Genomic DNA, 18604 nt, shown 5'->3' with positions numbered 1-18604 from the left:
CTCCGGGAAGCTGGAATAATCGCCCCATGGCAGCAACATCCCGGGGGACCACCCCCGAGCCCCCGGACGCCCGTCCGCGGCTGACCGTGCTCTCCGGCCCCTCCGGCGTCGGCAAGAGCACGGTCGTCGCCCATATGCGCAAGGTCCACCCGGACGTCTGGCTCTCCGTGTCGGCCACCACCCGCAAGCCCCGCCCGGGCGAGCAGGACGGCGTCCAGTACTACTTCGTCACGGACGACGAGTTCGACAAGCTCGTCGCCAACGGCGAGCTGCTGGAGTGGGCCGAGTTCGCCGGCAACCGCTACGGCACGCCCCGCGGCGCCGTGCAGGAGCGCCTGGAGCGCGGCGAGCCCGTCCTGCTGGAGATCGACCTCCAGGGAGCGCGCCTGGTGCGCGACTCCATGCCGGACGCGCAGCTCGTCTTCCTGGCCCCGCCGAGCTGGGACGAGCTGGTCCGCAGGCTCACCGGACGCGGCACCGAGTCCCCCGAGGTCATCGAGCGACGCCTGGAAACCGCCAAGATCGAGCTGGCGGCCGAGTCGGAGTTCGACGTGACGCTGGTCAACACCTCCGTCGAGGACGTGGCGCGTGAGCTGCTAGCCTTGATGGACGTTGTCTGATTTCTTCTGTCCACTTTTTCGGAAGGTAGAGCGTGTCCTCTTCCATCACCGCGCCCGAGGGCATCATCAACCCGCCGATCGACGAGCTGCTTGAGGCCACGGACTCCAAGTACAGCCTCGTGATCTACGCGGCCAAGCGTGCGCGTCAGATCAACGCGTACTACTCGCAGCTCGGTGAGGGCCTGCTGGAGTACGTCGGCCCGCTGGTGGACACCCACGTCCACGAGAAGCCGCTGTCGATCGCCCTGCGGGAGATCAACGCGGGGCTGCTGACCTCCGAGGCCGTCGAGGGCCCGGCGCAGTAAGCGCTCCCCAGCATCATCACAGGCCCGGCGGGGTGTCCGCCGGGCCTGAGGCGTGTCTACCAGTCGTTTCCGTCAGAGCGGGAGGCGCAAGTCCAGTGCCCGAGTCCCAGTCCAAGCCCAGGGTCGTCCTCGGAGTCAGCGGGGGCATCGCCGCGTACAAGGCCTGCGAGCTGCTGCGCCGGCTGACCGAGTCGGGCCACGACGTACGGGTCGTGCCCACCGCGTCGGCCCTGAAGTTCGTGGGCGCCCCCACCTGGTCGGCGCTGTCCGGCAACCCGGTCTCCACCGAGGTCTGGGACGCGGTGCACGAGGTCCCGCACGTCCGGATCGGTCAGCACGCCGACCTCGTCGTCGTCGCCCCCGCCACCGCCGACATGCTCGCCAAGGCCGCGCACGGCCTCGCCGACGACCTCCTCACCAACACGCTGCTCACCGCCCGCTGCCCGGTGGTCTTCGCCCCGGCCATGCACACCGAGATGTGGGAGCACCCGGCCACGCAGGACAACGTGGCGGTGCTGCGCCGCCGCGGCGCACTGGTCATCGAGCCGGCCGTCGGCCGCCTCACCGGCGTCGACACGGGCAAGGGGCGGCTGCCCGACCCCGCCGAGATCTTCGAGGTCTGCCGCCGCGTCCTGGCCCGCGGCACCGCGGGGCCCGACCTCGCCGGCCGCCATGTCGTGGTGACCGCGGGCGGCACCCGCGAGCCCCTGGACCCGGTCCGCTACCTGGGCAACCGCTCCTCCGGCAAGCAGGGCTACGCCCTGGCCCGCACGGCGGCGGCCCGCGGCGCCCGCGTCACCCTCGTCGAGGCCAACACCGGCATCGCCGACCCGGCGGGCGTCGACGTCGTGCACGTCGGCACGGCCGTCCAGCTCCGCGAGGCGGTCCTGAAGGCGGCGGCGGACGCCGACGCGGTGGTCATGGCCGCGGCCGTCGCGGACTTCCGCCCCGCCGCGTACGCCGAGGGCAAGATCAAGAAGAAGGAGGGCCAGGAGCCCGCCCCGGTCGCCCTGGTGCGCAACCCCGACATCCTCGCCGAGATCTCCGCGGACCGGGCCCGCCCGGACCAGGTGGTCGTCGGCTTCGCCGCGGAGACCGACGACGTGCTGGCCAACGGCCGCGCCAAGCTCCGCCGCAAGGGCTGCGACCTGCTCGTCGTCAACGAGGTCGGCGAGCGCAAGACCTTCGGCTCGGAGGAGAACGAGGCCGTGGTGCTGGGCGCGGACGGCACGGAGACCCCCGTCCCGTACGGACCGAAGGAAGCCCTCGCCGACACCGTGTGGGACCTTGTGGCCTCCCGCCTCGGCTGAGCGCCGCGCCGCACCTCTGCTGCGCAGGACGGTGGCGGTCGCCGCAGCGTGACACTCGCCCGGTGGCCCGGTGACCCGGTGACCCGGTGACCCGGTGACCCGGTGACCCGGTGACCCGGTGACCCGGTGACCCGGTGACCCGGTGACCCGGTGACCCGGTGGCCCGGTGGCCCGGTGGCCCGGTGGCCCGGGAGCGCCAGGAGCGCCAGGAGCCTCCGAGCCCCCGCGTCCGGGTCGCCGCCCCGCTTGGCGGCCGGCCCGTCGGCTGACCCGGTTCGCTGCGGGCCCGGCTCGGCTCGCGGGGCGGCGGGTCGTGCGGCGGCGGCCCGGCGCGCGGCCGGCCCCACGGGGCGCCGCGCCCGGCCCCATGGCGTACGGGACGGTCTGCCCCCTGCCCGTACGGAGCTGCCCGCCCCTGCCGTACGGGGTGCCGCCGGGCGCCGGGGCGCGCCTGCGCCTGTGCCGGGCGTGGCGGCGGCGCCCTGCCCCGTGCCGTACGGGGAGACTGGCCCGGGCCGCCGAGGGCAGGCCCAGGCGCGGGGGTCGCTCGGGCCGGCCGGGCTCCGGCTCGCGGTCCGCTCGCGCGCGGGTCGCGGCCCGCCCGCGGGGCCGGGGTGCCGCCGAATGGGACGTATCTCTCACCCGGTGCGCACAGCGCGCCTCCAGCGCCCGGATCCGGGCGTTCACCCCTTTCGCGCCGGGGGATCATCGGCCGCAGGGCCCTGCGATATGGCCGAACATCCGCCCGGCAACCGCCCGACGTGCGAGACACCTGGTCCAATGGCCGGGCCCGACCGATAAACTGTTCACGGAACGACGCGGGGCGCAGCCCCCTGCCGGTCCGTCAATGATCAGCCAGCAGCCGCTGCAAACCCAGGGAGCGTTGTGTCCCGTCGCCTCTTCACTTCGGAGTCCGTGACCGAAGGTCACCCCGACAAGATCGCTGACCAGATCAGCGACACGATCCTCGACGCGCTGCTCCGGGAGGACCCGACCTCCCGTGTCGCCGTGGAGACGCTGATCACCACCGGCCTGGTGCATGTGGCCGGCGAGGTCACCACCAAGGCGTGGGCGGACATTCCCACGCTGGTGCGCGAGAAGATCCTGGAGATCGGTTACGACTCCTCGAAGAAGGGCTTCGACGGCGCGTCCTGCGGTGTGTCCGTCTCGATCGGCTCGCAGTCCCCGGACATCGCGCAGGGTGTGGACACCGCGTACGAGAACCGGGTCGAGGGCGACGAGGACGAGCTGGACCGGCAGGGCGCGGGCGATCAGGGCCTGATGTTCGGCTATGCGTCGGACGAGACGCCGGAGCTGATGCCGCTGCCGATCCACGTCGCGCACCGCCTGTCGAAGCGGCTGACCGAGGTCCGCAAGAACGGCACGATCCCCTACCTGCGCCCGGACGGCAAGACGCAGGTCACCATCGAGTACGACGGCGACAAGGCGGTGCGCCTCGACACGGTCGTGGTGTCCTCGCAGCACGCCTCGGACATCGACCTGGACTCGCTGCTCGCGCCCGACATCCGCGAGTTCGTCGTCGAGCACGTCCTCAAGCAGCTCCTGGACGACGGCATCAAGCTCGACACCGAGGGCTACCGCCTGCTGGTCAACCCGACCGGGCGCTTCGAGATCGGCGGTCCGATGGGCGACGCCGGCCTCACCGGCCGCAAGATCATCATCGACACGTACGGCGGCATGTCCCGCCACGGCGGCGGTGCCTTCTCCGGCAAGGACCCGTCCAAGGTCGACCGCTCGGCCGCCTACGCCATGCGCTGGGTCGCCAAGAACGTCGTCGCCGCCGGCCTCGCCTCCCGCTGCGAGGTCCAGGTCGCCTACGCCATCGGCAAGGCCGAGCCCGTCGGCCTCTTCGTCGAGACCTTCGGCACGGCCAAGATCGAGGCCGAGAAGATCGAGCAGGCCATCTCCCAGGTCTTCGACCTGCGCCCGGCCGCGATCATCCGCGACCTCGACCTGCTGCGCCCGATCTACGCCCAGACCGCGGCCTACGGCCACTTCGGCCGCGAGCTGCCCGACTTCACCTGGGAGCGCACCGACCGCGTCGACGCCCTCCGCCAGGCGGCCGGGCTGTAGGCCACGCACCCCCGAAGCCCCGGCACCGTCCCGTACGGCGCCGGGGCTCCGGCGTTCAGGGGAGGCGTGCACGGGCCCCGGGTGCAGGGGGAGGCGCGCGCCGCCCCCGCCGACCTCGGCTTGGGGCGGGGTGTTTGTCAGTGCGGTCTGGTAGGCATGGGGCTGTGAGCAGGACGGACGGGGAGCAGGAAGGGCAGCAGCCGGAAGGGCGGCCGCCCGAGCAGCTCGCGCTCATCCGGGAGACCGTGCGGAAGGCCAAGGCGCCGAAGGCCAAGCCGCGGACCTGGCGCGGCGCGGCCCTGGCTCCGGAGCTGCCGGTCGCCCGGGTCGTGGTCAACAAGGGCGTCCTGCACCTCGACCAGTTCTTCGACTACGCCGTGCCCGCCGAGCTCGACGCCGCCGCGCAGCCCGGGGTGCGGGTGCGCGTCAGGTTCGGGGCCGGTGCGGGCCGGGTCCGCGGCGGGCGCCGTGAGGGCGGGCGGCTCATCGACGGGTTCCTCGTCGAGCGGCGCGCGGACAGCGACTACCACGGGCCCCTCGCCGCGCTCGCCGACGTCGTGTCACCCGAGCCCGTCCTCGGCCCCGAGCTCGCTGGGGCTCGCCCGCGCGGTGGCCGACCGGTACGCCGGGAGCCTCGCCGACGTGCTCCAGCTCGCCGTGCCGCCGCGCAGCGCCCGCGCCGAGGCCAAGCCGTCCCCCCGGCCGCTGCCGCCGCCGCCCGCACCCGCCCCCGGCCCGTGGGAGCGGTACGCGTACGGACCGGCCTTCCTGGAGGCCCTCGCCCGCGGGGATGCGCCCCGCGCCGTCTGGAACGCGCTGCCCGGCCCCTCCTGGGCGGACGAGATCGCCCGCGCCGTCGCCGCGACCCTCGCCTCCGGGCGCGGGGCCCTGGTCGTCGTCCCCGACGGACGGGCCGCCGCCCGTGTGGACGCGGCGCTGACCGCGTTGCTGGGGGAGGGGCGGCACGCGCTGCTCACCGCCGAAGCCGGACCGGAGAAGCGCTACGGGCAGTGGCTCGCCGTCCGCCGAGGCGCCGTCCACGCGGCGGTCGGCACCCGCGCGGCCATGTTCGCGCCGGTGCGTGACCTGGGGCTGGTCGCGGTCTGGGACGACGGGGACACCGCCCACAGCGAACCGCACGCCCCGCAGCCGCACGCCCGCGACGTGCTGCTGCTGCGCGCCGCGCACGACCGGTGCGCCTTCCTGGCGGCGGGGTCACCACGACCGTGGAGGCGGCGCAGCTCGTCGAGAGCGGCTGGGCCAGGCCCCTGCTCGCCCCCGAGAGCAGGTACGGGCCGCCGCTCCGCTCGTCCGGACCGTGGGCGACGCCGAACTGGCGCGGGACGAGGCCGCACGCGCCGCCCGCCTGCCGACGCTGGCCTGGCAGACGGTGCGGGAGGGACTGAAGTCGGGCCCGGTCCTCGTACAGGTGCCGCGGCGCGGCTACGTACCGCGGCTGGCGTGCGAGCGGTGCCGCGAGCCCGCCCGGTGCACGCACTGCGCAGGACCCCTGGAAGCGCCGGAGCAGCGGGCGCTGCGGTGCACGTGGTGCGGGCGGGACGAGTCCGACTGGCGCTGCGCCGCCTGCGGGTCCGCCCGGCTGCGGGCCACCGTGGTGGGCGCCCGCCGCACCGCGGAGGAGCTGGGCCGGGCCTTCCCCGCGGTACCGGTACGGACGTCGGGGCGCGACCACATCCTGGAGTCCGTGCCGGACCGGCCCGCCCTGGTGGTGTGCACCCCCGGCGCCGAGCCCGTCGCCGACGGCGGGTACGCGGCCGCCCTGCTGCTGGACGGCTGGGCCCTGCTGGGCCGCCCCGACCTGCGGGCCGCGGAGGACGCGCTGCGGCGCTGGATGGACGCGGCGTCGCTCGTGCGGGGGCAGAGCGAGGGCGGCACGGTCGTGGTGGTCACGGAGCCGACCCTGCGGCCGGTGCAGGCGCTCGTGCGGTGGGATCCGGTGGGGCACGCCCAGCGGGAGCTGGCGGAGCGGGCCGAGCTGGGCTTTCCACCGGTCTCGCGCATGGCGTCCGTGGTGGGGGCGCCCGAGTCCGTCGCGGGCTTCCTGGCGGGAGTCGACCTGCCCGCGGACGCCGAGGTGCTGGGGCCGGTGCCCCTGCGGATCGAGACGGCGGGCGGGCCGCGCCGACCGGGCGCCCTGCCGCCGGGGAGCGCTGGGAGCGCGCGCTGATACGGGTCCCGCCGGGCAGCGGACAGGCCCTGGCGGCCGCTCTCAAGGAGGCTCAGGCGGCCCGGCTGGCCGCCCGCCGCAGCGAGCAGGGCGGGCCGGTGCGGGTGCGCATCGACCCGCTGGACATCGGCTGAGCCCGCCGGAGGCCTGACAGGCCCGGTGGGGGTGCGCCTCCTCACCCCGGGGGACGCCGCACGCACCTGTACCGCCGGTCCGCCGGGACCGGCGGTACAGGCCGCCTGGGGCTGTGTCGAGGGGGCAGGGCCTGCGGGGGCTGCGCGGCCACGGGCAGCGGGTGGGCCGTGACCGGCCCCGTACGGGAAGCGGGGGTCTCTGCGCGGCCGCGGGCGGCTTGGCCCGTGCCGACCGCGGCCGCACCGGACTCCCTGCCGCCCGGGGGCGGACCGGCGGGCGGGTCAGCTGCCCCGCGGTCCGGGAAGGACCCCGGGGCGGACCTCGTCCCGCAGGGGCTTGTCGCGCAGCGCCGCCGAGGCCCCCGCCGTCGGCTGGGGCGGCATCGAACGCGCCGCCGGAACCGACGCCACCGGCATCGGCCGCGTGCCGCCGGGCTCCGCCCCGTGGTCCGCGGCGGCCGCCGCCTGCTGGGCCGCCGCCCGGCGCGAGCCGTACCGGCGGTGCACCGCCTGCTTGGTGACGCCCAGAGCCGAGCCCACCGCGTCCCACGAGAAGCCCAGCGAGCGGTCGAAGTCCACCGCGGCGGTCACCAGGGTCTCGACACTGTCCCGCAGCTCCTGCGCGAGCCGCACGGTGGGAGCGGGGGCCCTGCCGTAGACGACGAAGCCCGTCGACGGGCCGGAGCGACGCGGGCGGTAGACGTTGCCCAACTGCGCGGTGAGCGTGCGCAGGGCGTCCACCTGCCGGCGGACCCGCTCGATGTCCCGCACCAACAGGTGCAGGCTTGCCCGGGCTTGGGCGTCATGGGTTGCGTGGTCGGCCATTGACAAGCCTCTCGAACCGGCGTTGAAAAGGGGCGGGCCGCATCCGAGGGCGGCCCGATTCGGTCAATCTCTCTTGACAACGCGCCACCCGTCCCAGGGTCACGCACCCGGGGCGTATCCGCATATGCGCAGGGCGCACGGATATACGTACGCCCCCCGGTGCACCCGCACCCCTAGACTGGTGTGCTGCCCAACCGCCCGCCCTGCCGTGGCCACAAGTGAGGTAACCCCCTTTGAAGCTCGTCTTCGCAGGCACCCCCGAGGTCGCCGTGCCCGCCCTGGACGCCCTGATCGCCTCGGACCGCCACGAGGTCGCCGCCGTCGTCACCCGGCCCGACGCGCCGGCCGGGCGCGGCCGCCGACTGGTCGCCAGCCCGGTGGCCGAGCGGGCCGAGGAGGCCGGGATCGAGGTGCTCAAGCCGGCCAGGCCCCGCGACGAGGCGTTCCTCGCCCGCCTCCGGGAGATCGCACCTGACTGCTGCCCGGTCGTCGCGTACGGGGCGCTGCTGCCCAAGGCGGCCCTGGACATCCCCGCCCGGGGCTGGGTCAACCTGCACTTCTCGCTGCTGCCCGCGTGGCGCGGTGCCGCGCCCGTGCAGCACGCGCTCATGGCCGGCGACGAGGTCACCGGGGCCTCCACCTTCCTCATCGAGGAAGGGCTGGACTCGGGCCCCGTCTACGGGGTGATCACCGAGGAGGTCCGCCCCACCGACACCAGCGGCGACCTCCTGACGCGGCTGGCCTTCGCGGGCGCCGGGCTGCTCGCCGCCACGATGGACGGGATCGAGGACGGCACCCTCAAGGCGGTCCCGCAGCCGGAGGAGGGCGTCACCCTCGCCCCGAAGATCACGGTGGAGGACGCCCGCGTGGACTGGGCGGCTCCCGCGCTGCGGGTCGACCGGGTCGTGCGCGGCTGCACGCCCGCGCCCGGCGCGTGGACGTCGTTCCGCGGCGAGCGCCTCAAGCTGGTCCAGGTGCGTCCGGTGCCCGACCGAGACGACCTGGCGCCCGGCGAGATCGCCGCCGGCAAGAAGGCCGTGCACGTCGGGACGGGCTCCCACGCGGTGGAGCTGCTCTGGGTCCAGGCCCAGGGCAAGAAGCCGATGAACGGCGCCGACTGGGCGCGCGGGGTGCGCATCGCGGCGGGGAGCGGCTGGGCGCCTGACGCCGCGCCGCCGCCCCGCGACAGGGGCGGCCACCCCGGAGGACCCCGCGGCGCGGGCGCACGTGGCAGGGCCGGACGGCCCGCGGCGCGTCCGGACCGCGTGGGGGCGCCGGGCCTCGGGTCCACGGGCCTTCGGCGGAGCCGCCGGACGGCCGGCGCTGTGCTTCAGTCACGGTGCGGCCGGGCACCACGCCTCGGGCACGGTGTGGCCGGGCACGGTGTGGCCGGGCAGGGTGCGGCTGGGCACGGTGTGGCCGGAGACGACGCCTCGGGCACGGTGTGGCCGGGCAGGGTGCGGCCGGGCACGGTGCGGCTGGGCACGGTGTGGCCGGGGACGATGCCTCGGGCACGGGCGAGCCCGTCCGGCTGATGCGCCCGGGCGATGCGCTCGGTGCCTTCGCGGGGCGTCGCGCCCACCTCCCGCCGCCCCGAGGCGCCGCGTACCGCAGGGCCTCCCGGACCCTGCGGCGCGGGCCCTCAGGCCCGGCCGCTCGGCGGGTGCACCGCCGGGATTACGCTGGAACGGTTCTACCGAAACGAATCGCGGAGCACCTTTTGAGCGAGCAGGCCGCCCGTCGCCGTCCCTCCAAGCCGTACCGGCGCCCCAAGAAGGACCCCGTGCGGGTCCTCGCCTTCGAGGCGCTGCGCGCCGTGGACGAGCGCGACGCCTACGCCAACCTCGTCCTGCCCCCGCTGCTGCGCAAGGCGCGGGAGCAGGACGGTTTCGAGGCGCGGGACGCCGCGCTCGCGACCGAGCTGGTGTACGGGACGCTGCGCCGCCAGGGGACGTACGACGCGGTCATCGCCGCCTGCGTCGACCGGCCGCTGCGCGAGGTGGACCCGCCGGTCCTGGACGTGCTGTCCCTCGGCGCGCACCAACTGCTGGGGACGCGCATCCCCACGCACGCCGCCGTCTCGGCGACCGTCGAGCTGGCCCGGGTGGTGCTGGGCGACGGGCGCGCCAAGTTCGTCAACGCCGTGCTCCGCAGGATCGCGCAGGACGACCTGGACGGCTGGCTGGAGCGGGTCGCCCCGCCGTACGACGAGGACCCCGAGGACCACCTCGCCGTCGTGCACTCCCACCCGCGGTGGGTGGTCTCCGCCCTGTGGGACGCGCTGGGCGGCGGCCGCGCCGGCATCGAGGACCTGCTCGCCGCCGACAACGAGCGGCCCGAGGTCACCCTGGTCGCCCGGCCCGGCCGGTCCACGACCGAGGAGCTCGTGGGCGTGCTGGGCGGGGACGCCGCGCTGCCGGGGCGCTGGTCGCCGTACGCCGTGCGGCTCGCCGAGGGCGGGGAGCCCGGCGCGCTCGACGCCGTGCGGGAAGGACGGGCGGGCGTCCAGGACGAGGGCAGCCAGCTCGTGGCCATCGCCCTGGCCGGTGCGCCGCTGGACGGCCCCGACACGCGCTGGCTGGACGGGTGCGCCGGACCCGGCGGCAAGGCGGCCCTCCTGGGCGCGCTCGCCGCGGAGCGCGGCGCCGCCCTGCTCGCCTCCGAGAAGCAGCCCCACCGCGCCGGGCTCGTCGAGCGGGCCCTGGCCGGCAACCCCGGCCCGTACCAGGTGATCGCCGCCGACGGCACGCGCCCGCCGTGGCGGCCCGGTTCCTTCGACCGGGTCCTGGTGGACGTGCCGTGCTCGGGCCTCGGCGCCCTGCGCCGCCGCCCCGAGGCCCGGTGGCGGCGGCGCCCCGAGGATCTGGAGGGGTTCGCCCCGCTCCAGCGCTCCCTGCTCACCGAGGCGCTGCGGGCGGCGCGGGTCGGCGGGGTCGTCGGATACGCGACCTGCTCGCCGCACCTGGCGGAGACCCGCGCGGTCGTGGACGACGTCCTGAAGGGCCGGGGGACGGCGCAGGGGCTGCAGGCCGAGTGGATCGACGCCCGCCCCCTGCTGCCTGGCGTCCCCGACCTCGGTGACGGCCCCGACGTGCAGCTGTGGCCGCATCGGCACGGCACGGACGCGATGTACCTGGCGCTGCTGCGCCGTACGGCGTGACACGACCGGGCGGCGCGGAAGCGGGCGGGGGCGCGGCGGACGCCGAAAGGCGGGGCGTGCCGCCCGGCGCCACCGCAGCGGCACACCTCGCCGCGACGGCCGGGAGCCGCCACGACGGGCCGCCCGGCGGACCGGGGGCCGTACCCGTGCAGGACGCCCCGGAAGGACGAGGCGGGGAGGGGACCGGCGGGGCACCGCTCGGCGAAATGCCGGGAAAGCGGAGGTCCGTCCCGGCCTGGTCCCGTCCGCGTACGGGATCGGGTCCATCAGGCGCCGCCGGACATGGCAGGCTTGGCTCATGGCCCAGATCAATCCCAGCATCCTGTCCGCCGACTTCGCCCGGCTCGCCGAGGAGGCCGGTGCCGTCGCGGGGGCCGACTGGCTCCACGTCGACGTCATGGACAACCACTTCGTGCCCAACCTGACCCTCGGCGTGCCGGTCGTCGAGTCGCTCAGCAGGGCGACGGACACCCCGCTGGACTGCCACCTCATGATCGAGGACCCGGACCGCTGGGCCCCCCAGTACGTGGAGGCGGGCGCCGGCTCCGTCACCTTCCACGTGGAGGCCGCGGCCGCCCCCGTACGGCTCGCGCGCGAGATCCGGGCCAAGGGCGCCCGCGCCTCCATGGCCCTCAAGCCGGCCACCCCCATCGAACCCTTCGAGGACCTGCTCCCCGAGCTGGACATGGTGCTGATCATGACGGTTGAACCCGGCTTCGGCGGGCAGGCGTTCCTCGACATCATGCTGCCCAAGATCCGCCGCACCCGTGAGCTGATCGCCAAGCACGGCCTCGAACTGTGGCTCCAGGTGGACGGCGGTGTCTCCGCCTCGACCATCGAACGGTGCGCCGAGGCGGGCGCGGACGTCTTCGTCGCGGGATCCGCCGTGTACGGTGCCGACGACCCCGGCGCCGCCGTGCGCGAGCTGCGGGAGCAGGCCCGCCGGACCATTGCCGGAGCGGCCTGGGCCTGCGGCCACTGAACACGCCGGGCCACCGGTTGGTCACCGGCAGATGAACGCAAACCAACAGGACTGATCAACGGCCGTCGGATCTGCGAGTATGGGCGATCCGGAGTGTGAACAGCAGTGAGGAGAACGCGGTGTCTGCAATGTCGGCGGGACGTCCAGCCCTGCGGATGGGACCCGCGGAGCTGGTGCAGGCGGCGGCCATGGCCCGGCGCTTCTACCTGGAGGGCAAGTCCAAGATCCAGATCGCCGAGGAGTTCGGCGTCAGCCGCTTCAAGGTGGCCCGGGTCCTGGAGACCGCCCTGGAGCGGGACCTCGTACGCATCGAGATCCGGGTTCCCGCGGAACTGGACGCGGAGCGTTCCGACGCGCTGCGCGCCCGCTACGGCCTGCGCCACGCCGTCGTCGTCGAGTCGCCCGCCGAGGGCGAGGACGAGTCGCCCGACCCCGAGAACCTCGGGGAGGTCGCGGCCGACCTGCTCGGCGAGCTGGTGGCCGAAGGCGACGTCCTCGGCCTGGCCTGGGGCCGGTCCACCATCCACATGGCCGCCGCACTCGACCGGCTGCCGCCCTGCACCGTCGTCCAGCTGACCGGCGTGTACGACGCGGGCACCGCCGAGCGCGGCTCCGTGGAGGCCGTCCGCCGCGCCGCCCAGGTCTCCGGAGGCGAGGCGCACCCCATCTACGCGCCCATGCTGCTGCCCGACCCGGCCACCGCCGCCGCGCTGCGGGAGCAGACCGGCATCGCCCGCGCCTTCGAGTACTTCGACAAGGTGACGGTCGCCGCGGTGTCCATCGGCTCCTGGGAGCCCGGCATCTCCACCGTCCACGACATGCTCTCCGACGAGGAGCGCGCCCACTACGCCTCCCTCGGTGTCGCCGCCGAGATGTCCGCCCACCTGTTCGACGCGTCGGGCCGCCGCGTCGGACGCGACCTGGGCGAGCGGTGCATCACCGTCGAGGCCGACCGGCTGCGCCGCATCCCCGAGGTCGTCGCCATCGCGGGCGGTCGCCGCAAGGCCGCGGCCATCGGCGCCGTCCTGCGCTCCGGGCTCGTCACCAGCGTCGTCACGGACACCGTCGCCGCCGACCACCTGCTCACCGAGTCGCAGCCCGGCCCCCGGCCCGCCCTGGAGCGCTTCGACCCGGACAAGGCCTGAGCCTCCTACGGCCCCCGCTCGGTGGGCTTGGAGGAACGTACCAGGTCACCCGCTGTGACCTGGAGGTTCCGTCCGGGGTTCGAACGCCCGTCGGCATGGGACAATGAAGTACGTGCTTTTCCCCCTGGCTGAGACGCCCGGGGGCCGCCTCCGAACGACTGGGATGTTCAGCACGTGCGTTTCCTCAATGACCTGAAGCCGCCGTACGACCTCACGTACGACGATGTGTTCATGGTGCCGAGCCGCTCGGCCGTCGGCTCCCGGCAGGGCGTGGACCTGGCCAGCCCCGACGGCACCGGCACCACCATCCCGCTGGTCGTCGCCAACATGACCGCCATCGCGGGCCGCCGGATGGCCGAGACCGTCGCCCGCCGAGGCGGCCTCGTCGTCATCCCCCAGGACATCCCGATCGACGTCGTCACCGACGTCATCACCTGGGTCAAGAGCCGTCACCACGTCCTCGACACGCCGATCGTGCTGGAGCCCCACCAGACCGTCGCGGACGCCCTGTCGCTGCTCCCCAAGCGCGCGCACAACGCCGGCGTCGTCGTCGACGGCGAGCAGAGGCCCGTCGGCGTCGTCACCGACGCCGACCTCACCGGCGTGGACCGCTTCACCCAGCTCTCCGAGGTCATGTCCAAGGACCTGCTGCTCCTGGATGCCGACATCGACCCGCGCGAGGCCTTCAACACCCTCGACCACCACAACCGCCGCTACGCCCCGGCGGTCGACGCGGACGGCCGCCTCGCGGGCATCCTGACCCGCAAGGGCGCCCTGCGCGCCACCCTCTACAGCCCGGCCGTCGACGACCGGGGCCGGCTGCGCATCGCCGCCGCCGTCGGCATCAACGGCGACGTTGCGGGCAAGGCCAAGCAGCTGCTGGACGCGGGCGCGGACGCGCTCGTCATCGACACCGCGCACGGCCACCAGGAGTCGATGATCAACGCGATCAGGGTCGTGCGCGGCCTCGACCCGCAGGTGCCGATCGTCGCGGGCAACATCGTCTCCGCCGAGGGCGTCCGCGACCTCATCGAGGCGGGCGCCGACATCATCAAGGTCGGTGTCGGCCCGGGCGCCATGTGCACCACCCGCATGATGACCGGTGTGGGCCGCCCCCAGTTCTCCGCGGTCCTGGAGTGCGCCGCCGAGGCGAAGAAGCACGGCAAGCACGTGTGGGCCGACGGCGGCGTCCGCCACCCCCGCGACGTGGCCATGGCCCTCGCCGCCGGCGCGTCCAACGTGATGATCGGCTCCTGGTTCGCCGGCACGTACGAGTCGCCCGGCGACCTCCAGCAGGACGCCGACGGCCGCCTGTACAAGGAGTCCTTCGGCATGGCGTCCGCGCGTGCCGTGCGCAACCGCACCAGCGAGGAGTCGGCCTACGACCGCGCCCGCAAGGGCCTGTTCGAGGAGGGCATCTCCACCTCCCGGATGTACCTGGACCCGACGCGTCCGGGTGTCGAGGACCTCATCGACTCGATCATCGCGGGCGTCCGCTCCTCCTGCACCTACGCCGGCGCCGGGTCGCTGGAGGAGTTCGCCGAGAAGGCCATCGTCGGTGTCCAGAGCGCCGCGGGCTACGCCGAGGGCAAGCCGCTGCACGCCAGCTGGAGCTGACCGCGCGGCACCCCGCCGCAGCCCCACCCCAGGAGCCGCCCCCGTGCACGTGACGGGGGCGGCTCCTTGCTGCTGTGCGCCCGGGGGCCTGGGGGCTGGATGTCTGGTGCCCGGGGGCCCGGATGCCCGGATGCCCGGATGTCTGGGGCCTGGGGGCCGGCCGTGCCTGGATCGCTGCGGGCGGCCCCGGCTGCTTGGGGCCTGGACGCAGCGATCCCGCGGGCCCCGTCTGGGTGGGGCCTGGGCGCACCGCATCCGGCCGCCCTCGCGGTGCCTTGGCTGCCCGCGAGCCCGGCTGAGGCCGCCCGCGAGTCCGCCGCGGCTGCCGGGGAGCCTGCCGCCGCGTGGCGGTGGCAGAGGCCGCGTGGCCGGCCCGTCCGGGGGCCGTGGGGCCGTGGGGCGGGGACGGGGACGCGGGGCCGTGACGCGGCCGCCTGAGGGGCGCCGCTACCGGTGCCCGTGCGGCACGCGGCGGCTGTTTCACCGCCGCTCGCCGGGGGGCGACGATTTCGCCGCTCAGCACCCCAATGTGCGGTTTCGTGCGGCAGCGCGCAATGTTTTCCCGTCTGCGCCCGAAGTGTGCAATGATCATCCGCTGATACGCAACAACGATGCATTACGACTGCGATGCTCCGGGGCTTAGGCTCTGGGCTCGTACCTGGAGTGGCGGTGACCGCCTGCTCGGCGGTCCCCCCTTCCCCTGGGCTCTTCCGTGGGCTGTTCCCCGCTGCCCGCACCGCCGTCGGTCGCCGTTGTCCCGACCCCCGCAGCGATGAAGGAGCCACGCAGTGCTCGACCACGGCGCAGCCCCACCGGCCACCGAGCCATCCGCCCCCAAGCCCCCCGCGGCCTCCCCGCTCGCCGCTCTCGGGCGACGCAAGCCGGTGGAAGCGCTGGTCAACGAGGGCGGCCAGGGTGAGGGCGGTTCCCTCCGCCGCTCGCTGACCATGTGGCAGCTCACGATGATCAGCATCGGTGCCACCCTCGGCACCGGCATCTTCGTCGTCCTCGGCGAGGCCGTCCCCGTCGCGGGACCTGCCGTGACGATCTCCTTCGTCATCGCCGGCCTCACGGCGCTCTTCTCGGCCCTGTCGTACGCCGAGCTGGCCGGCTCGATCCCCGTCTCCGGCTCCTCGTACTCGTACGCATACGCAACGATGGGCGAACTCGTCGCGTGGGTCTGCGGCTGGTGCCTGATCCTGGAGTACGGCGTGTCGGTCGCCGCCGTGGCCGTCGGCTGGGGTGACTACCTCAACGAGCTGCTCAACGGCACCATCGGCGTCACCATCCCCGAGGTGTTCTCCTCGGCGCCCACCGACGGCGGCATCATCGACGTTCCCGCGGTGCTCGTGGTCCTGCTGGCCATGGTGTTCCTGCTCGGTGGCGCCCGCGAGTCCGCCCGCATCAACACGATCATGGTCGTTGTCAAGATCGGCGCGCTGGCCCTGTTCTGCGCCGTCGGCTTCATGGGCTTCAAGTCCGGCAACTACGCCGACTTCATGCCGCTCGGCATGGCGGGCGTCACCGGCGCCGGCGCGATGCTCTTCTTCTCGTACATCGGCTTCGACGCCGCCTCCACGGCCGGCGAGGAGGCGAAGAACCCCAAGCGCGACCTGCCGCGCGCCATCATGCTGTCGCTGCTCATCGTGACGGTGCTGTACGTGCTGGTCGCCGGTGTCGCCGTCGGTGCCTGGAACTGGACGAAGTTCGAGGGCTCCGAGGCATCCCTCGCGGCGATCATGAACGACGTGAGCGGCCAGACGTTCTTCGGCACGCTGCTCGCCGCCGGCGCCGTCATCTCCATCGCGAGCGTCGTCCTCGCCGTGCTCTACGGCCAGACCCGTATCCTGTTCGCGATGTCCCGCGACGGCCTCGTCCCCAAGGCGTTCGGCAAGGTCGACGCGAAGACCGGCACGCCGCGCCTCGGCACGATCATCGTGTCCGTGTTCTGCGCCGTCCTGGCCGGCCTCATCCCGCTGGGCCACCTCATCGACGCCACCAGCATCGGTACCCTCTTCGCCTTCGGCCTGGTCAACATCGCGGTCATCGTGCTCCGCTACACCCGCCCCGACATGGAGCGGACCTTCAAGGTGCCGTTCGGCTGGCTGTTCCCGGTGCTCGGCTTCGGCTTCTGCGTCTTCAACATGACGGAGCTCGGCATGGCGACGTGGATCGCCTTCGGTCTCTGGATGGCAGTGGGCCTCGTGTTCTACTTCCTGTACGGCATGCGCCGCTCCAGACTGGCCACCCCTGCAGAGAAGTGACCCACCGCCCGTGCGACTGAACGACCTCGACGAACGCATCGTCCACGCCCTCGCGGAGGACGCCCGACGCTCCTACGCCGACATCGGCTCACTCGTCGGACTGTCCGCGCCCGCGGTCAAGCGGCGCGTGGACCGGCTCCGGACCGAGGGCGCCATCACCGGCTTCACCGTACGGGTGGACCCGGCGGCGCTCGGCTGGGAGACCGAGGGGTTCATCGAGATCTACGCACGGAGCAACACCTCGCCCGAGACCATCCAGCGCGGTCTCGAGCGCTACCCGGAGATCGCGTCCGCGTCCACCGTGACGGGAGAGGCGGACGCGATCGTCCAGGTCTTCGCCTCCGACATGCGCCACTTCGAGCGCGTGCTGGAGCGCATCGCGGGAGAGCCCTTCGTCGAGCGCACGAAGTCGGTGCTGGTGCTGTCGCCGCTGCTGCGGCGGTTCTCCTCCGGCTCGCCCGCATAGCCCGTCGCGTACGGCCGGTGGCGGAAGCCCCGCCGCCGGCCGCGGGCCCGGGACTGCGCGGCCCGGCCCGCCCGCGGGGCCCTGCTGCGCCCGCCGCCCGCTGGCGGGGCCGTGCCCCGGAAGCCCTGCGGCTCCCGCCGCGCCGGTCGCGCGGGCCGTACCCCCGGAGAGGGCCGACCCGCCGCAATTGCCGACGGGCCCCGTGTCCCCCTGAAGTCCCGCCGGGCCCGTCGCCTGCTGTCCGGGCCGTGTCCTCGAAGTCCCGCGGCGCCTGCCGCCCAGCCCGTCCCCCCAACCCCTGCGGCTCCCGCCGCGCCGTTCGCGTCCCGCGCCTGCCGCCCGGCCCGTACTCCGTCCCGGTCATGTGTCCCGGCACGGTCGGTCGTACCCCGTCCGCGTAGGGAGCCCCGTACGGTCGTACGCCGTCGTTTCGCACCCCGCCGCGCGGTGGCGGCCGCCTCCCCGGAGCCGTTCAGCGCCGCCTCCCGGCAGCCCCCGCGGGGGTCGCCGTCGGGGTGCCGGACCCTCCTTCCGCCGCCCCGACCAGCGGCGGCGCAACGAATCACCGGCCGGGTGCGGATCCCCGCAACGGATCGATGGTCGGTCCGCAACGGTCACGCCTTGTCCGGAATGAACGGCGAACCGTACCTTTTTGGCATCTCCCCCGTCCCCTTCCGCACTGACGAGGTCCTGCCCATGCCGCCGCTGCGCACCGCCCTGCTCCAGAGCTCAGGACAGCTCGGTGACGTGGCCGCCAACCTCAAGGCCCTCGACGAGGCCGCCGCCCGCGCGGCCGCCAACGGTGCCGGGCTGCTGGTCGCCCCCGAGATGTTCCTGACCGGCTACGCCATCGACGCCGACGTCCACCGCCTCGCCGAGCCCGCCGACGGCGAGGCAGCCGACGCGGTCGCGGACATCGCCGAGCGGCACGGGGTCGCCGTGGCCTACGGCTACCCCGAGCGGGACGGGGACACCGTGTACAACGCGGCCCAGCTCATCGGCCCCGACGGCACCCGTCTGGCCTCCTACCGCAAGACGCACCTCTACGGCGACTTCGAGCTCGCCTGGTTCACCCCCGGCGACCGGCCCGTCGTCCAGGCCGAGCTCGGCGGCCTCCGGATCGGCCTGATGATCTGCTACGACGTGGAGTTCCCGGAGAACGTCCGCGCCCACGCGCTCGCCGGCACGGACCTGCTGCTGGTCCCCACCGCCCTCATGCACCCCGCGCAGGTCGTCGCCCGGTCCGTGGTGCCGGTGCGCGCCTTCGAGAACCAGCTCTACATCGCGTACGCCAACCGCACCGGACCGGAGGGCGGCTTCGAGTTCGTCGGCCTGTCCGCGCTCGCGGGTCCCGACGGCACCGCCCGGGCCCGCGCGGGCCACGGCGAGGAGCTGGTCGTCGGCGACGTCGACCCGGAGCTGCTGCGGGCCTCGCGCGAGGCCAACCCCTACCTCCGCGACCGCCGCCCCGCCCTGTACACGTCCCTCTCCTGA

Annotated in this window: 12 protein-coding genes and 2 pseudogenes; 13 read left to right on the top strand and 1 reads right to left on the bottom strand. The window is 74.5% G+C overall.

Going from position 1 to position 18604, the window contains the following annotated elements; translation table 11 throughout:
* Nucleotides 1-26 precede the first annotated feature (26 nt).
* The 5 genes and pseudogenes from gmk (at nt 27) to L6E17_RS02225 (ending at nt 6651) form a co-directional block, all read left to right on the top strand.
* A complete protein-coding gene (gene gmk / locus L6E17_RS02245; protein ID WP_236239084.1) occupies nt 27-620 on the top strand; it encodes a guanylate kinase in 594 nt (197 codons plus the stop codon).
* A gap of 32 nt (nt 621-652) precedes the next feature.
* Entirely contained in the window at nt 653-925 is a 273-nt protein-coding gene (gene rpoZ, locus L6E17_RS02240; RefSeq protein WP_003982715.1) for a DNA-directed RNA polymerase subunit omega, read from the top strand.
* Between the two features lie 95 nt (nt 926-1020).
* On the top strand, nt 1021-2235 hold the full coding sequence (coaBC, locus tag L6E17_RS02235) for a bifunctional phosphopantothenoylcysteine decarboxylase/phosphopantothenate--cysteine ligase CoaBC (RefSeq protein WP_236239083.1): 1215 nt from the start codon (nt 1021-1023) through the stop codon (nt 2233-2235).
* An 885-nt stretch (nt 2236-3120) separates the two neighbouring features.
* Nucleotides 3121-4329, top strand: coding sequence for a methionine adenosyltransferase (gene metK, locus L6E17_RS02230; RefSeq protein WP_236239082.1), 1209 nt, complete (start codon nt 3121-3123; stop codon nt 4327-4329).
* Nucleotides 4330-4493: 164 nt separating this feature from the next.
* Nucleotides 4494-6651, top strand: a pseudogene (locus L6E17_RS02225) (primosomal protein N').
* Between the two features lie 282 nt (nt 6652-6933).
* Here the strand turns inward: L6E17_RS02225 and L6E17_RS02220 are convergent.
* Entirely contained in the window at nt 6934-7476 is a 543-nt protein-coding gene (locus tag L6E17_RS02220) for a hypothetical protein (RefSeq protein ID WP_236239081.1), read from the bottom strand.
* Nucleotides 7477-7709: 233 nt separating this feature from the next.
* On the opposite strand from L6E17_RS02220, the pseudogene fmt reads away from it, so the two are divergent.
* The 8 genes and pseudogenes from fmt to L6E17_RS02180 all read left to right on the top strand — a co-directional run.
* Nucleotides 7710-8624: pseudogene (gene fmt, locus L6E17_RS02215) on the top strand (methionyl-tRNA formyltransferase); the annotation flags it as partial.
* Nucleotides 8625-9196: 572 nt separating this feature from the next.
* On the top strand, nt 9197-10636 hold the full coding sequence (locus tag L6E17_RS02210; RefSeq protein ID WP_236239080.1) for an RsmB/NOP family class I SAM-dependent RNA methyltransferase: 1440 nt from the start codon (nt 9197-9199) through the stop codon (nt 10634-10636).
* 298 nt (nt 10637-10934) lie between these two features.
* Nucleotides 10935-11618 (top strand): ribulose-phosphate 3-epimerase, encoded by a 684-nt coding sequence (gene rpe, locus L6E17_RS02205; protein WP_236239079.1) that lies wholly within the window; start codon nt 10935-10937, stop codon nt 11616-11618.
* 95 nt (nt 11619-11713) lie between these two features.
* On the top strand, nt 11714-12763 hold the full coding sequence (locus L6E17_RS02200; RefSeq protein ID WP_236239078.1) for a sugar-binding transcriptional regulator: 1050 nt from the start codon (nt 11714-11716) through the stop codon (nt 12761-12763).
* 174 nt (nt 12764-12937) lie between these two features.
* Nucleotides 12938-14380 (top strand): GuaB1 family IMP dehydrogenase-related protein, encoded by a 1443-nt coding sequence (locus L6E17_RS02195; RefSeq protein WP_236239077.1) that lies wholly within the window; start codon nt 12938-12940, stop codon nt 14378-14380.
* 788 nt (nt 14381-15168) lie between these two features.
* Nucleotides 15169-16644 carry an amino acid permease gene (locus tag L6E17_RS02190; RefSeq protein ID WP_236239076.1) on the top strand — a complete coding sequence of 492 codons (1476 nt, stop codon included), beginning with the start codon at nt 15169-15171 and terminating at the stop codon, nt 16642-16644.
* Nucleotides 16645-16654: 10 nt separating this feature from the next.
* A complete protein-coding gene (locus L6E17_RS02185; RefSeq protein WP_236239075.1) occupies nt 16655-17110 on the top strand; it encodes an Lrp/AsnC family transcriptional regulator in 456 nt (151 codons plus the stop codon).
* Nucleotides 17111-17806: 696 nt separating this feature from the next.
* Nucleotides 17807-18604: a carbon-nitrogen hydrolase family protein gene (locus L6E17_RS02180; protein ID WP_236239612.1), complete on the top strand. Its 798-nt coding sequence runs from the start codon at nt 17807-17809 to the stop codon at nt 18602-18604.

The sequence above is a fragment of the Streptomyces sp. CC228A genome (assembly GCF_021390935.1).
In the GTDB taxonomy this organism is placed as follows: Bacteria; Actinomycetota; Actinomycetes; order Streptomycetales; family Streptomycetaceae; genus Streptomyces.
Note: the sequence above shows the minus strand (reverse complement) of the source record. Positions and strands in the feature narration are given on the sequence as shown.

Excerpts from the sequence above, each read along its gene's own strand:
- rpe (WP_236239079.1), top strand. The coding sequence starts at position 10,935 with ATGGCCCAGATCAATCCCAGCATCCTGTCCGCCGACTTCGCCCGGCTC.
- gmk (WP_236239084.1), top strand. The coding sequence starts at position 27 with ATGGCAGCAACATCCCGGGGGACCACCCCCGAGCCCCCGGACGCCCGT.
- L6E17_RS02180 (WP_236239612.1), top strand. The coding sequence starts at position 17,807 with ATGCCGCCGCTGCGCACCGCCCTGCTCCAGAGCTCAGGACAGCTCGGT.
- L6E17_RS02220 (WP_236239081.1), bottom strand. The coding sequence starts at position 7,476 with ATGGCCGACCACGCAACCCATGACGCCCAAGCCCGGGCAAGCCTGCAC.